Genomic DNA, 16073 nt, shown 5'->3' with positions numbered 1-16073 from the left:
CTATTCGATGTTATGTAATTTTTCAATCATTTAAAACATAATATGCTGACCCTATTAAAATTGCATCATTTTCTAATTCTGCAATTTTTATTGGTGTTCCGTCATAAAATTTTAATACAACATATTTTTTTAAATTATTTTGAATAATTTTAATTAATAAATCTTTTAATTCAGTAATTTCTCCTGAAAAAATTATTGCCTCAGGATCTAATGCATTAATCATCAATGAAATATGTCTTATTAACGGATCTAAAATTATTGTTAAAAATTCAATTATTTTTTCAGATCCAATATTTTTTTTGTAAACATTATAAATATCTATAAGCTTAATATCATCTTCATCATGAAAATGTTTTTTTAAACTAGGTTCATCCTTACTTAAAAACTCTTTAAAAAAATTTATAATACTTGTTGATGAACATAGTTTTTCAATACAACCATTCGCACCACAAACACATTTGTGTTGTGAGTTTTTTGCAAATAGTCCGCTTCCATGACCAAATTCTCCAGCAAAACCCCGCGATCCAGCAATAAGTTTTCCATCTAAAATCAATGCTCCTCCAACACCATCGTTAATTGTATAAAATATAATAGAGTCGAATCTTTTTGCAGAACCAATTCAAAACTCTCCTAAAGCAGCTGCATTAGCATCATTTAATACCAAAACTTCTTTTTTAAATAATTCTTCCGCTTTTTCTTTTAGAGGAAAATTATTTAAATTTAAAATACCAGCATATTTTACCACTCCTTTTGAATGATCTACAAAACCAGGAATGGCAATACCAATTTTCTCATATATATCATTTATGTCATAACCAACTTTTTTAATATCTTTAATAATTTTATTATGTAAATTTTCAATTAAACCAATTTTTAAATCGTGTTCCACAATAAAATTTAGTTGTAATTCTCCGTATTGATTAATAAGTGCAACTTTTGATAATTTATTTCCTACTTCGATTGATAAAATTAGTTTCATAAAAAACACCTCTTTTATTTATATTTATATCATAGCTGGTAATAATTTTACTTTTATATTAGACTGAGTAATTGGAATAGTTATTGATAATTTTAATCCTTTAAATGCTTTGAAATTAATTCATCCTAATCCCGAGATATGTAAATCATACTTTTTTTCATCTTTGAATTCAAAATATTTTTTTTCAAATTTTGTATCTTTATCTTTTAATCTTGGTGATAAAGTGTGTCTATTTTTTCTAAAATACATTTCTGTATTTTCAGACTTTGTTCTATGTAAAGGCATTTGTTTATTCACATAAAAGTGGTAGCTTGTTTTTATTATTTTATTTTTTATTTCATTTATTTCTTGTCCATCTTCAAATGTAAATCAAGCAAGTCCGCCATAAAATATAGTTTGACCTTTTAACAATTGATATGTAACTTGTTTAATTTCTTTTTTAAAAAAGAAAAAATCTCAATATGTTGGCGCAGTTGCAATTGCAATATGATTTTGTTTTACAAGTCCAGGTGTATCATATATATAATTATTTTTTGTGAAATTAATTTTAATTTTATTTAATGTAGTATTTACATATTTACTTGTAACAATTGATGGAACTTGTTGATTTGCTTTTAAACATGCATTTATTAAACTTGATTTTCCTGTATTTGAAATACCTACAATATATTGATCATAAATAATTGATTTTAATTCATTAACTAAAGAATATACATATTCCAGTTTAATTGAACTAGTTAAAATAAATTTTGCATCTTTTACAGGCGAATCTTCAAAAAACTTTTTAATATATTTCATAATTTTAGCTTTGTTAACAATCTTAGGAAGTAAATCGATTTTGTTTACCAAAACAACAACTTCTTTTTGTGAAATCATTTTTTCCAATCATTCTAATCTGCTGCCTGGTAAATCAAATATGTCAACTACATAGTAATATCTAATTTTAGTTTTATTTTTATTTATTTCATCTAAAATTTCTACAAAATCTTCATCAAATATATCTTGTTCAACTAAACTATTGTAATGTTTTATTTTGAAACATCTTAAACAATAATCTTGTTTTTCAGCATCTATAACATAACCAGGTTTCCTTTGATCTGTATTATGCATTTCAATTCCACAACCTACACATTTTTTTGGCCCCTTATTATCAATATTTGTTGTATTACCTAATCCAACACTCATTTCAGTAAGGGTAACTTTATTTTTTTGTTTAATATTGATTTTCTTTTCACCATTAATATGAGCTAAGAGTGCTTTGTCTTCTAATTCATCTAATTGTTTTTCAATGTCTTTTAAATCACTATTATCATTAGAGAATTTCATAGTTACCTCCTAATTCACCTTCATTATAAAAACCTTCATGTAAAATATTTTTTTGAGCTAATCTATTTAAAATAAAGTTTTCTAAAAACTGAACTATTTTTTTCTCTCCACTAACTCTTCCTAATGGCGAAACTAATATACTTTTTATATGACCACGATTAGCAACTAAAACATCTGTTATTAATTGATCTCCAATTAGAACAATTTCATTTTCTTTATATGGCATTAATTTTCTAACTAATTTAAATTTCCCTAAAAGTGGCTTTTTACAATCTCAAAAATAGTTTTTAATACCTGCTTTTTTTGCAAAATTTTCTACCCTACTTCTTATATTGTTAGAAAATAATACAAATTCCATATTATGTTCATATACACTTTTTATAAAATTTATAATATCAGTATTTGGTATTCTTTCATTTCAACTTATTAAAGTATTATCCATATCGCACATAATTAATTTAATTCCACTATTTTTTAAAGAATCTAAGTTAATCTTTTTATAACTTTCTAGATAAATAGATGGTTTAAAATAGTTCAATAGTAAAAAACTTTTCTTTCTAGACATAATATTTACTCCAATTTTTATTAATATTCTTATTATACAATAATATAAGTATATAAAGTCATTATCTAAACACTATTTTTAAAATAAAAAATACCTTACATAATTTGTAAAGTATCTTATTATTATTCATTAACTAGTTTTTCTTTTGAGTTTTTTGCATTTTAATTTCTTTATTTTCTAATTTTTTAGAATTTTTAGCATCAATTATAGATGATCTTTCAATAATGCTTCCATCTTCTTGTATACCTTTTCTTGTAACTTGTAAGTATCAAACCAATAAACCAATACCCATAAAGAATATAAATCCACCAAAAACTAATATAAATGTTATCATTGCATCAACTCAATCTTTTTTTCATAAGACTGGACTTGGAATTACCCCAAAGAAGAACGCGACAATTACTAAAAATAGTGCAAATGACGTTATTATTATAGCTGGAATTTTATTTTTAAAGAATTTCGTGTCTCTAGGTTCATCATCATTTTTTCATCTAAATTTAATATAACCTCAAAAATAAAATAACATTTGTACAGTTGCTAATGAAGTTGTTGCCTGGGTAATTCTTGTTAAAAAATCACTTGAACTAGTAACTGTTTTTATCCCATTTTCTTCTGTTACAACTCCAGAAGTAGTTGCTCCTACTAAAATTAATATAAAACTAACAACTATTGCTTGAATTCATAAAGCATTAATTGGAATTCCATTTTTATCTGTCTTTGATAAATATTTTCCCATTGTGTTGTGTGGAACTTCAGATAAGAAAACTTTTGCTGGCGCAGCAGTTCAGAAAAATAATGATCCCATTCCATTTAAGGCTGTAATAAATCCAACAATATGAATAATAATTTTATGTCAAGTTGTTCCTTCAGCAATACCTAAAATTTTAGGATAAACCATAAAGTATGAATTTGATATTCCTCATTTATTAATATCCGCTTGAGAAATTGTCATACTTAGCATCAATGTTCCTACAACCATTAAAATCATAACAACAATCATTCCAATTGTAGATCCTATTTTGAAGGCTTTTGCCCCTCCTTTTGTGTCTTTTATAAAAACACTAATTGTTTCGATACCATTATAAGCAAAAATTAATCACGGAAACATTGATATAAAACTTCATCAATCTCCATTGAATTGATCTTTATCATTTAAAGAATTAAATGAACCTAAACCAAATGTTTTTTCTACTCCATTTACTGGTAATGCATAAAACATTGCAATTAATATGAATAATACTCCTAAACATAAACTTGCAGTACCCCCAACATTTGTTATTTTACCAATTCATTTTGGTCCTTTTGAAGAAACATATGTTCCTGCTCAAAATAATAAAATTGCAAATAAAGCTAAAGTACAAGTACTTAATCTTGTTGCAGTTGCATCACTTAATTTAGCTGATAACACAACTGCTAATTCATCAAATCCATTTTTCCCATAAAAGAAAAAACTTAATGCAATTACTGTAAATGGTGCCATTGTTGCAAAAAAGAATAAGTTTCCAAAATAACTTGCTCAACTTGCTAAAAAACCTCCTTTTTTGCCAAGTGCAAACGCACAAAATGAACCCAAACCAGCTTCTTGGTCTTTTAATCTATGCACACTTCCAAATTCAGAAGTTAATAAAACCATAGGAATAGCATATATTGCTCCTCCTACTAAAAATAAAACACAAGCTAACAATCCAAATTGAACTTGATTGTTAATAATATTTCTAAATCCAAATATTATTGCAAAACTCATAAAAATAATTGACAATTTCGTTAACGTTTTTGCCCTCTCTGACATATTTTTCACTCCTTTTAAATCAAAGATTTTATCTGTTTCAAACAAAAAAACATTAGCATTAATCTAAGTTCATTTAGCAAAATACGCACTCAAACATTTTGAAAACAGCACCAAAACGTTTAGTGCATAAGTTTTCGATTATTTATTATGTTGATAAAAATTATATTAAACATTTTCCCCACCTATTAGTTATTTATGTAATTTATTTTATATTAAAAATAAATATTTGCAAATTATTTTTTAATATATGAGTTTTTTTCATAAGGAAGATAAACAAATTCGTATATGAAACCTAAAAAAATTAATATTTTTAATACATCATTATAACAATGTACAACAACTTTTCTAATAACACTTATCATATTTCTATATACTTCAAAATTCATTCTTGCTTCAAAAGGTGTTGAATAAAATGTATATGCAGCAATACATAAATTTCTTATTTCCTCATCTTCATTTTTAATAGCTTTAATATTTATACTTTCAAATCAATCATAAAATTTTTTACAGCTTGTCAAAGCAATCATATTATCTGCTTGTTTTCCTGACGGCAAGTTATTAGCATTATAAAACTCTTCACCAGTTGAAGTAGTATTTGAAAAACTAAATGCATTTTCTAAAATATCATATATATCAAAAAAGTTTGCATTCAACTCTTTTTTTTCTTTATTATAAAAAGCCATATTTAAAGACTTTCTTGCAAATAAATGTTTATAGTCATTAATTCACTTATTAATGATTTTTATATCATTGCTTGCTCCAGCACAAATTATTGTTTTTATTTCTTTATTTCTACACATGCTTAAAAAACTAGTTACCATTTTTGAGTATTGTTCTTGAAAGTTATATGTTTTATCGTTATGACCTCTTTTTATATAAATTGATTTGATTGATTTTGTATTATCTCTATACGCTATCTCTTTTAAAGATTTTGCAAAACTATATTGAATTACATAAACAACATCTTTTTGATCTTCGCTATATAATTTATCTTCATATTCTCCTTCATCATGAGAATGATTAAAAAATTCAGTGTCCAATATTATTATTGGAAATTGAATTTTTTCAAGCATTGTTCTAGCTATGTGTTTATCAAATCTAAAATTTTGATACTCATTAACTAAAAAATATCCATCTTCAATTATATTTATACTTCATTTTTTCATTGTTTTTTCACACTTATCTAACTAATTATATCAATTTTTTTGTATTTTGTTATTTATTGTTATATTATTTAGAATATAAGTAAAGGGGATAAAAATATGAATAACTATGCTGTACTACAAGATTTTGTAAATAGTGTTTCTCAAGAATGATTTAAGAAATTTTTTACAGAAAGGTTGGATTTATTAAAAAATGGGCTATTAGATTCAAACCAAGAGTTTATTGGTGATTTTACTCCTGATGTTACAGTTATGAACAATATTCTTACAAATATTAGAAAACAAGTTGGAGAATTAAAAACACATGAACAAATTAATAATTTTATAAGAAAAAATAGTTTAGAATTAAAAGTTAATGGTTATTTTAATAGCGATGTTCAAAATGATTTAATAACTACAATAAAAGATAATCCGACAAATATTCAAGAAAAAATTACAGAGTTAATTATAAAAATGCAAATTGGAAATATTGTAAAAAGTGGAGCAATTGCACTTGAAATTAATAATGTACTGTTACAAAAATTAGGAAATGATACAAAATTTAATGACATTGATGAAGACGATATTACTTATATTTTAAATATGGAGATATTAAAAAGTGTGGATAAATTAAAAAAATGATCAGATCAAAATCCTGCACAAGCTGAAAATTACCAAGAAGAACTAAAAGTTTTGATTAATGATGCTGATTTAAATAATAAATTAGAAGCTTGTGAAATAATAGAACATTATTTTGAAACTATTATTGGAAACGACATTAAAGAAGAAGATATAAAAAATTTAGATCCAAAAGATATTAAAGAAACTTCAAAAATTGTAGTATTTAATAATGGCGTAACAATTGCAGAAGAAGTTGCTGCAAAAATTAATTTAAGTACAATATTTAGAAATATTTTAAACAATAAAAAAACTTCATAATATTGAAGTTTTTTTATTGTTTAAATGTATATCTTTGCCCTTTTAATTCAAAACCATTATAAGTGACTTCTTTTATTTGACCGTTTTTATCTTCTTCATTTAATTTTTCAGATCATAAACTTATTTCATTGTTTTTAATTTCAAAATTTTTCAATCTATTAGCTTTACTAATTATATCTTTTTTAAAAGTTTCTACATTATCTTCATTTATTTCATAATTACTATATGTATATCAGCCGTGTTTATCTTTTTTATTGACTGATATTAAACTATATGATGACTCAAGTCATTTATTTATAAATTGAAAAGAAGTATCTCTTAAAAAATAATCTTTTTCATCCATTTTAACTTGTAATAAAAGTCTTCCAACAGTTTTTCAACCTTTTAAAACTGTTATTGCCATTGTTGTGTTTACATAAGATTTTAAATCTTGATCACTAACATTTTCTTCTCTTGTTTCTTTTTTTGTATCGTTTTTAACAAATCCAAATTCATCAATAAAAATATTTTCTACAATAAAAGTCATACCACTAAAATCTAAAATATTTTCATTTTGTACTGGTTGGTAAATATTTTTTAATGAGTTGTAATACTTCAGTTCAGTTTCATTTAATTTATCCGTATCTATAAGACTTGTAGTTATTTTATTTGTTGATAACGCATCCTCAAAGCCACTATGCTCAAAAAAACCATTTATATATTTTAAATAATTAATGTAAACAGGTTCTATTTCTTGACCGATAAATAATTGATTAAGTGTTTCTATATTTGATTGTGCACTTACTGACGGAAAAGTTTTTATAGGTTCACAAGAAGTAATTGATGATGATGCAAAAGTTAAAATATTAAATGCAAGTAAAAACTTAATTAAGTTTTTAAACATTTTTCTCACCTTCTTCTTTACTATCATCAACTTTAACTTTATCAATAATTTTTATTTTAGTTACTAAGTTTTTATTTATAGTTATTGTTTTTGGTAGCACACTTTCAAAAACAACTTCTTCTTTTATTTTTTCATTACTATCAAGTTTTTTGAAATTTAATTTATCTTCTTCTTTTACAAATAACTTTTTAAAAATCTTATTTAATTTTCCTGTTATATTGTTATTTGGTGTTGTTATACTTTCGGTTGAAATTTTTTGTAATGTTGAAGAATTAGGTTGTTCAGGTTCTGATTCCCCTTTTAAATTAAAAGTTACTTCAACTTCTCCATTATATTTAGCCGAATCTTTTTTGGCAATTACTCTTGCTTTTGAATTATTATTATCAATTGCAATATCTACATCTTTTTCAAAATCAATATTAGAGTTTGGATTCTTTTCTTTTATTTTATTTATAATTGTTTCTTGATTCTTGTTTTCAATTTCTCCTAAACTAGTGTTAATTATTTTATAATTTAACTCAAAAGTATTAATTACTAATGAATAAAAAATTTCATTATCATTTTCTGCTTTTTCTTCTTTTGCATATGCTAGATTTGAATTTAATAAGTATGTTAAATTTTCAAAATTTAATTCTGCTGTAATGTCATATAAAGTTATATCATTTGTATAAGTTTTTTGATTATAAGTAAAGTTTAATTTTTGATCAGAACTTAGTAATAAAGATCCATTATCATACACTTGATTAAAATAATATTTATTATCTTTTATATCGTTATCTAATTTAAGTTCTGAATAATCATAAATTATGTCTGGTTCATCTTTATTTGCAAAAATATTAATATTATATTCACTAGCTAAAAAATCATATGCAAATTGAACTTTTGAAACTTCTTTAGAATCTTCTGAAAACTTTTCATTATAAACTTTTTTTTCTAATTTACTACCATTATAAGAAAACTTTTGATTATTTTCGAACAATTTATCATCAATTATTAAATCATTTGAGCTATTATCTAAAATTAATTGTTTAATTTTATCATCTATTATTATTTTTTTATCATTACTTTTTCGTTTTAATTGCGGCAAAATATTAAAATTTTGTTCATTATTAAGAAAAACTTTAGAGTATGCGTAATTATTATTCATTTCATAATGTCCTATTGCATTTTTTGTTTTTGAGCAACTTAATGTAAAAAAGCTAGGAACTATAATTATGGCACTTAAATTAATTTTTAATATTTTTTTGAAATTCATATTTACCACCTTTAATAATAATTATAGCAACAAAAAAACAAGAATATATATTCTTGTTTTCTAAATTATTTAATATTATCTTCTCAAAAGTTTATTGCAAGTACATTTTTTACAAATCTACAACAAAACTCTAATTCTCTTATTCTTGATGGTAGTTTTAAATATCCATTAGTATATCTACCTGCAATATGAGACAAAGTTAGAGCAACCATTTCTGGCTCAGATTTTATTCATTCAATTGGGTTCATTTCTGCAAATTCAGGAAAACCATATTGTTCTGCAATGTATTTTTGACAAGTCACTATTCCTGGATCTAATCAATTTTCAATTAATCAATCAACTATATCATTATGAAACTTAAGTTTATCTTGAACATGTTTAAAAGTTAATTCTGTAACAAATGATGGAAATTTTCTTACAGCTTCATCTAATGATGATAAGATAATAACTTCTGTAATTTTTTCTCCACTATCTGCTAAAAAAGATATTGACATAAATACAGTTCCATCTAAAAATGTCACTTTACCCAAACTTGATTCTTTCAAATTATAAACTTTTTTATCCATAGTAAACCTCACTTTAAAAACTAATAATATTATACACTAAAATAAGCATATTAAAACATAAAATACTAAGGTTTATTTATATAATAGATTCTATTAAGTCTCTCCCCTTTTCAGTTATTATTCTCCCCTTCGATGTCTTTTTTATCAAATTATAAAATAATAGGTTTGGTTCAATATTGTTTGTTATTATAGTTAGTTGTGTGTTCATAATTTGTTTAATAGATTCTAATCCAATAACCTTATGCTCATTTAAAATTTTTAAATAACTTAAATCTTGATTGTTAATACCATACTTATAAATGTTTAAAGTTTTTAAAATTTTTGAAATATATGAAATATCTAGAACTAAAGGTTTTTCTATAACAATATAATCATAAATTCTTTTAAAAATATTTATAGCAATTCTTGGATTATTTTTACAATGATCTGCTATAAATAATAAAATGTCATTATCTAATTCTATATTGTATTTATTAGAATTTAATTGTAAAATTTTTGCTATTTCATCTTTATTATAAGTTTCAAAATAAAAATTAATAGGAAACCTATTTATAAATGGTTCTGAAAGTTTATTAATTTCAGTAGTAGCAGCTATTAAAGTAAAATTAGGTAAATTGATGTTAACTATTTTAGAGTTATAATCTTTTCCAATAATTATGCTTAACTGATTATCTTCTAACACTGGATACAATACTTCAAAAACTTCTTTAGAAATTACATGAACTTCATCAATAAATAAAATTTCACCTTCTTTTAAACTTGTTAAAGGAGCAATAATATCACTAGGTTTTTGTAGTGATGTACCATTTAAAACATAAATTTTTTTGTTAACTTCATAAGAAATTAAATAAGCTAAACTAGTTTTTCCAAGTCCACTACCACCATAAAATAGCATATGATCTAGTACAGAATTTCTTTTTATAGAAGAACTTATATATACTTTTAAATTATTTACAATATTTTTTTGACCGATATAATTTGAAAAGCTATCTGGTCTGTTTGTATTAATTTTTAATTTCATTTAATTCAAATAAGGCTTTTTGTAAAATAAGTTCTTCGTCTAGACTAGAATCAATTATAGATATAACTTTATAAATATTGTTAATTCCATAACCCAGTTTGTGTAAAGAGTTTATAATTTCCATTTGTTTTTTATTATATTTTTTATTTAATATTTTATCAGAAACAATAGAAAACACCTCTTTTAAAATATTTAATTTAATATTAGTTAATTTCATAACTTTATCTATTTCTTGATTATTAACATAGTTAATTAAGTCGTTGAAACTAATGTTATTAAATAAATTATTTAAAGTTTTTATGCCGAAATATTTAATTTGTAATAATTGTTTTGATAAATTTAAGACATTTTCATCTATAAAAAACAAACTTTCATCGATAAATTCATTTCTATAATTTAAATAAAATAATTTTACTTCATTATCAATTTTTAAATCCCTATTGAGTGTATCTATTAAATAACCTTTATAACCAATGTTATTGTTTTCGACAATAATTAAGTTATTTTCAATATTTATTATTTTTGATTTTATGTAGTGCATATAAACCTCCAATAATTAAATCGAAAAAAAAATACAAATTTTTTACAAATTTGTATTTTATTATTTAGATTTTTTTGTAGCTGTTTTTTTAACAGCAGGTTTTGGCGCTACATTTGTAGTAGCTGCTTTAATACTTTTTTTTCTATTTTTTTCAAAAAATTCTTTTCTTTCTTCAATGATTCCTTGTGCTCTTTTTCTTGTTAAAGGTTTACCATCGATATCATATTTTTGTTTAATTGCTTCAACATTATTTGATCAATCAAGATTTAATTCTTTATTAATTCTTTCTTTATTTTTAATTGAAGCTATTACACCTGGAGGAAGAGTTGAAATATCTCCTTTATTTTTGCCTTTTTTTGCAGAAAGCATTGTTCTTGACTGCATTACAAGAGATAATTTGGTACTTTTATCTTCCAAAATTGGTGGTTTTTTCACAAATTTTCCTGATGCTGCTTTTTCAGGTCTTGGTTGAAGATCTTTAGTATTTTTATTAATACTTATACTTTTAATTTCTTTATTTATCATTAGCTTCTCCTCTTACTAATAATATTATATATATTATTTATATATTTTACTAAAAAACAAAATAAAAATTTGGTATTAACCAAATTTTCTGTTTTGTTTTTGTTTATAGATACGTTTTTCTTTTTTGCTTAGGTGATATTCACGTTTTCTTGCTTCAGCTTTTGAAGAAGCAGCTACTTTTTGAAAGCGTTTTAAAGCTTTCTCAATAGGTTCACCTTCACGTACTACGACACTTGCCATATTTAAAATTTCAACTCCTAATGTAAAAACATTTAAAAAATATAAATGCTTTTCTCTATATTTATATCAAAAAAAATGTAAAAAATCTAGAACTTTTATTAAAAATTTACTTATTTTTTACTTTTTTCTTTTTTTCATCTTTTTTTAAATTTTTATATTCTTTTTTTATTGCTTTATACTCATTTTTATTAGTTTTTTTGTATTCTTTAATATTTTGTCTTTCTTTTAACGAGTCTAAAAGAGTATCATAAGTTTTTACATAATCATTTTTAATAGAAAAACTATATTTATTATTACCCTCAAAAGAAACCGATTCATATCAATTATCCATAGAATCTTTATTTATTGGTTTTTTTGTTTCTAATATAACCTGATTTTTAGATTTATTTATAGTTAAAATATTTTTAAATCCATAAAAAGAACTTCTAATTTCAGAAATATTTACTTTTATTTGATCTTTTTCAGATAAATATTTTTCAAATGGATCAAATTTTGTTCATTTGAAATAAAAATATGCTAATAAAAACTCAATAACTCCAAATACAACCCCCAAAACAGGAACCATTCAAATTCTAGTATTTTGACCAGCAACTGTTGGTAAAACTCCATTAAAAATAAAGTCAAATAACCCTGTTGAAAAAGTAGTTCCTAACTTTAATTGTGTAATAGATCCAATTGCACCCATTAAACCAAGCATTGGAGCATATATTGCGAAGTAAAAAATAGGACACGTATAACAAAACATATATTCTAATGGTTCAGTTATTCCTAATAAAGCAGATGAAGCAAAAGCTATTAAGAATGATGCGTAATATTTTGATCTATCTTTTTTTTCAATTTGTAAAAAAATTGCTAATCCAATTGCTGGTAATGCAAATATTGAATTTGCAAAACCTGGAGCAATAAATCTAGAAACTCTAAGACCTACATTCCAACAATCTTGAATTGTTATAAAGTTACTATTTATAACATTTGCAGCTATAACTTGATCACCTCTTAAATCAAGCATATTAAGTGTTGAACCTTGAAAATTTCCTATATTACTATATCAATAATTCAGATCATTAAAAATTTGTGTTTTTTCTTCTTGAGAATATCCTAATGAATTTATAAAATCAGTTACACTTCTATCAACTCATGTTCCTGGTTTTTCATTCATTAATTTTTCAACTAAATCAGGTAATCAACTTGGATTATCAGAATGTGTTCTTTCTAAATATTGAGCAAATAATTGTCCTTCATAATTTCTTAAACTACCACCAAGTTCTGTATATCATAATGGTGAGTGAATCAACATTCCTGCACCAAAAGGTGTTAAAAATCTAGAAACAGTTGCAAAAACAAATGAGTCTAATCCAGTGGGAGTTTTTGCAAGTCCCATTCCTAAAAATCTTAATGAATATCCCATAGCTGGTCAAAATATTAATCACAATATTGCAGAAATAACAGCAGTAAAAGGAATTAAAATTAGAACAAACTTTTCTTTTGAAAAAAACTCAAGTCCTGAAACCAATTTTGTTTCTTTAAAGCTTTTATAAATAATAATTGAAATTGTACCAGACAAAAACCCTCCAATAACACCTGTATTAAATGTTACAAATCCAAAGATTGATGTTAAATATATCTTTTGTTCTAAATTTTTTCAAAATAGTAAGTCAAATGTTTTTCCATCAGTACCATTTATTTTGATAAAGGCAGCCATTGTTAATGTAAATGTGAAATAAAAAATAATGCTACTATATACAGCAACACCTTTATTATTTGTAAACCCAATTGTTAAAGCAATCGCAAATCACAATCCTATATTTGTAAACAACAATGTACCAACATTTGTGAATAAATTACTTATTACTTTTGGCGCATTATATGTATTTAATAAATTACCTATTGATAAAATTACTCCAAATACAGGCATTAATATAATTACAAAACCAAATGTTGATCCTAATTTTCTTAAAAAAGTTTTTGAGCTATTTTTTGTATATCAAGAAATATCAAAACTTCTAAACATATTTTGTTTAACTTTTTCATCTATTGTAATTTCATTCTTTTCTAAATTGTTATTCATATACTCACCTAAAATATTTCTTTTTTAATTAATTTATATTTTTTCAAATTTATTTTGTTGCTTGAGTTTTTATTGTTAATTTTGCTTTCTAAACATTGTAACTCATTTACTTCTATACTATTTATAATGTTTAAAGATTTTTTTCTTTGTAAAAATTCTAATCTTTTTTCCTCATTATATAAATTATTTTTAACAGATTCTTTATTATTATAATTTAAACTTTTTAATTTAGTTAAAACTTTTTTATTTTTTTCAACTAAGCTTTTAGTTGATTCACTTTTATCTTTTTTATTTTTTTCAATTATTTGTTTTTTATCTTCTGCTAATACTTTTTCTTTATTTTTATATATTCAATCTTTTATTTTTATCAGTTTCATTGCTTTAATTGCTTTTTCTTTAACAAACAAAGTACTTTTTATATTAAAAGCAACTCATTTTTTTTCCATGATTGTATGCAGGTTATGTCCTTTATACTTATACTTTTTCAAAATGCTTTCGGTTGATTCAATAGCTTTTCTTTTTGCAATCTCAATATTTCTAAGTTCATCAATTTTTTGTTTTTCTTTTAATGTTTTTAATTCTTTTTCTAATTTTTCTTTTTCTTTTTTTAGTTGATCATATTTTTTATCTCTTGCTTTATAATTTTTTTTAATTTTTTTAATAATTCTTTCTTTATTTTTTGTTTCTAAAGCATGAAGTCCTGCTATTTTTTGATCTCTTTCAAAACGCTTTCTTTCATCTTCCCTTTCTTTAATTAATCTTTCTTCTTCGATTTTTCTTGCAACTTCTTTTGCTTTTTTTAGTCTATTTTCAAGCTCAACAACTTCATTAATTATCGAAGTGAACTCATTATAATTTTTTTCAACACTAATTTTTTTTACTTTATTTGTATCTTTTATTTCTTTTATATTTTTATCTTTTTTTATAGAATCTATATTTTTTGCTTTTTTTATAGAATCTATATTTTTTGCTTTTTTTGTTTTTGTTTCTTTCTTATTTTTTTCAATTTTATCTACTTTTTTTATTTCTACATTGGTTTCTTTTTTATCTAAAATGATTTTAATTTCATTAATTAAATTTAAATCATTTGTGTTATCAATAACTTCTGTTTTTGAAAAACTTTCTTTACTTTTTTTTTGCTTTTCATTTATTGCTTTTTTACTTTCTTTGTTTTTTTTTATACTGACGTCTTCAAAGTCATCAACTTCAAAAAAGTCACCTTGTTCAATTTCTTTGGTAACATCAATTTCTTTTGTAACATTATTATTTATAATAGATTCACTTTTTTTCGGATTTGGATTAAAAGGTTTTTTATTTAAATGTTCTCTTATTCTAAGTTCTTGAATATCCAAATCATCTTGTAATTCATTTTCATCCATAAAAACTTCTCATGGTATATTTTCAACTGATTTATATTTTTTTATAGCTTCATCTATTTTTAATAATTTTTCGTTTACTTCTTTTATTATTAAAATTTTACTTTTTTGAGCATTTGAGTCATTTCTCATTCTTGCTTCTTCGTATTGTTTTTTTGCAATATTTATTTGTTGTTGTTTTTCACTTACAACAAGTTCCAATTTTCTTTTTTTCTCAGACAGTAATTTAAGTTTTTGCTTTTGCTTTTCATCGTCTGTGACTGTATTTGAATTATTTGTTACCATAAATTTTGTAAAATCAATTTTTTCAGAGCTAACTTCATCTTTTGGAGCAAAACTTTTAGTTTCTATATTATTAACTCTTTCTAAAAGTTTATCTTTATGAGAAAAAATTTGTTGTATTCTCAACAAATTACTTTGTCTTTGTTTCATGATTAATTCTTGTTTAGAATTACCAAAACTATTTTCTTGTTTTATTTTTTCAAAATGTTTTGCTAATAATGCATTTTCTATTTCTAAAAGATTTGCTATATAACGACCTATGTTTTCTTTAGTTTCTTCTTCAAATAATGAAAATTCACTTGTTAAAAGATTTATAGTTGAAGGATTTAAACTTAAACCAACTAAGTCATCAATTCTTTTTCTAATACTTGATGGTAAACCATACTCGCCTAATTCAAAACCATATCTTTTTGCCATAGTTTAAACTCCTAATTTAATTAATTATACCATTAATTCATTGTTTTTTAATGCCTTAGCTACTAAGAATTAAAAATCTTAAACTTTATGCTTATTTCTACATATATCAGAACAATAGATGAAAATTATAGAATCTCAATTTTTATTTTTACCGTGTTT

General features: G+C 23.2%; 15 protein-coding genes. 1 reads left to right on the top strand and 14 read right to left on the bottom strand.

All coding sequences use genetic code 4. The features are described 5' to 3' along the window. Positions 1-10: 10 nt before the first annotated feature. The 5 genes from STABA_RS02950 to STABA_RS02930 all read right to left on the bottom strand — a co-directional run bounded on the left by STABA_RS02950 (position 11) and on the right by STABA_RS02930 (position 5825). The gene (locus STABA_RS02950; protein WP_156006376.1) at positions 11-979 is read right to left on the bottom strand and encodes an ROK family protein; all 969 of its coding nucleotides are present in this window, start codon (positions 977-979) and stop codon (positions 11-13) included. Positions 980-1003: 24 nt separating this feature from the next. Further along, positions 1004-2305: a ribosome biogenesis GTPase YqeH gene (gene yqeH, locus STABA_RS02945; protein ID WP_156006374.1), complete on the bottom strand. Its 1302-nt coding sequence runs from the start codon at positions 2303-2305 to the stop codon at positions 1004-1006. Next, positions 2292-2870 (bottom strand): YqeG family HAD IIIA-type phosphatase, encoded by a 579-nt coding sequence (locus STABA_RS02940; RefSeq protein WP_246157299.1) that lies wholly within the window; start codon positions 2868-2870, stop codon positions 2292-2294. The genes yqeH and STABA_RS02940 overlap by 14 nt, the downstream gene beginning before the upstream one ends. Before the next feature lie 133 nt (positions 2871-3003). Beyond that, complete coding sequence (locus STABA_RS02935) at positions 3004-4659, bottom strand: amino acid permease (RefSeq protein ID WP_156006370.1); 1656 nt, start codon at positions 4657-4659, stop codon at positions 3004-3006. A gap of 233 nt (positions 4660-4892) precedes the next feature. Then, positions 4893-5825, bottom strand: a complete 933-nt coding sequence (locus STABA_RS02930) for a hypothetical protein (RefSeq protein ID WP_156006368.1) — start codon at positions 5823-5825, stop codon at positions 4893-4895. 96 nt (positions 5826-5921) lie between these two features. Here STABA_RS02930 and STABA_RS02925 point away from each other — a divergent pair, with 96 nt between their 5' ends. Beyond that, positions 5922-6740, top strand: coding sequence for a hypothetical protein (locus STABA_RS02925; protein ID WP_156006366.1), 819 nt, complete (start codon positions 5922-5924; stop codon positions 6738-6740). Positions 6741-6753: 13 nt separating this feature from the next. Here STABA_RS02925 and STABA_RS02920 read toward each other — a convergent pair whose 3' ends face one another. The 9 genes from STABA_RS02920 to STABA_RS02880 form a co-directional block, all read right to left on the bottom strand. Continuing rightward, complete coding sequence (locus tag STABA_RS02920; RefSeq protein ID WP_156006364.1) at positions 6754-7623, bottom strand: hypothetical protein; 870 nt, start codon at positions 7621-7623, stop codon at positions 6754-6756. Beyond that, the gene (locus STABA_RS02915; protein WP_156006362.1) at positions 7616-8878 is read right to left on the bottom strand and encodes a hypothetical protein; all 1263 of its coding nucleotides are present in this window, start codon (positions 8876-8878) and stop codon (positions 7616-7618) included. The genes STABA_RS02920 and STABA_RS02915 overlap by 8 nt, the downstream gene beginning before the upstream one ends. A gap of 65 nt (positions 8879-8943) precedes the next feature. Continuing rightward, positions 8944-9444 (bottom strand): hypothetical protein, encoded by a 501-nt coding sequence (locus STABA_RS02910; protein WP_156006360.1) that lies wholly within the window; start codon positions 9442-9444, stop codon positions 8944-8946. Between the two features lie 76 nt (positions 9445-9520). After that, entirely contained in the window at positions 9521-10465 is a 945-nt protein-coding gene (ruvB, locus tag STABA_RS02905) for a Holliday junction branch migration DNA helicase RuvB (RefSeq protein ID WP_156006358.1), read from the bottom strand. Further along, positions 10449-11006, bottom strand: a complete 558-nt coding sequence (locus STABA_RS02900) for a hypothetical protein (protein ID WP_156006356.1) — start codon at positions 11004-11006, stop codon at positions 10449-10451. The genes ruvB and STABA_RS02900 overlap by 17 nt, the downstream gene beginning before the upstream one ends. A gap of 60 nt (positions 11007-11066) precedes the next feature. Further along, complete coding sequence (locus STABA_RS02895) at positions 11067-11531, bottom strand: hypothetical protein (RefSeq protein WP_156006354.1); 465 nt, start codon at positions 11529-11531, stop codon at positions 11067-11069. Between the two features lie 75 nt (positions 11532-11606). Further along, positions 11607-11771, bottom strand: coding sequence for a 30S ribosomal protein S21 (rpsU, locus tag STABA_RS02890; RefSeq protein ID WP_023789442.1), 165 nt, complete (start codon positions 11769-11771; stop codon positions 11607-11609). Positions 11772-11877: 106 nt separating this feature from the next. Then, positions 11878-13839, bottom strand: coding sequence for a PTS transporter subunit EIIC (locus tag STABA_RS02885; RefSeq protein ID WP_156006352.1), 1962 nt, complete (start codon positions 13837-13839; stop codon positions 11878-11880). Between the two features lie 8 nt (positions 13840-13847). Further along, on the bottom strand, positions 13848-15914 hold the full coding sequence (locus STABA_RS02880; RefSeq protein ID WP_156006350.1) for a hypothetical protein: 2067 nt from the start codon (positions 15912-15914) through the stop codon (positions 13848-13850). Positions 15915-16073 lie beyond the last annotated feature (159 nt).

This window comes from Spiroplasma tabanidicola (assembly GCF_009730595.1).
GTDB classification, from domain to species: Bacteria; Bacillota_I; Bacilli_A; order Mycoplasmatales; family Mycoplasmataceae; genus Spiroplasma_A; species Spiroplasma_A tabanidicola.
The sequence above is the reverse complement of the archived record's forward strand: the minus strand, read 5'-3'. Positions and strand labels throughout refer to the sequence as shown.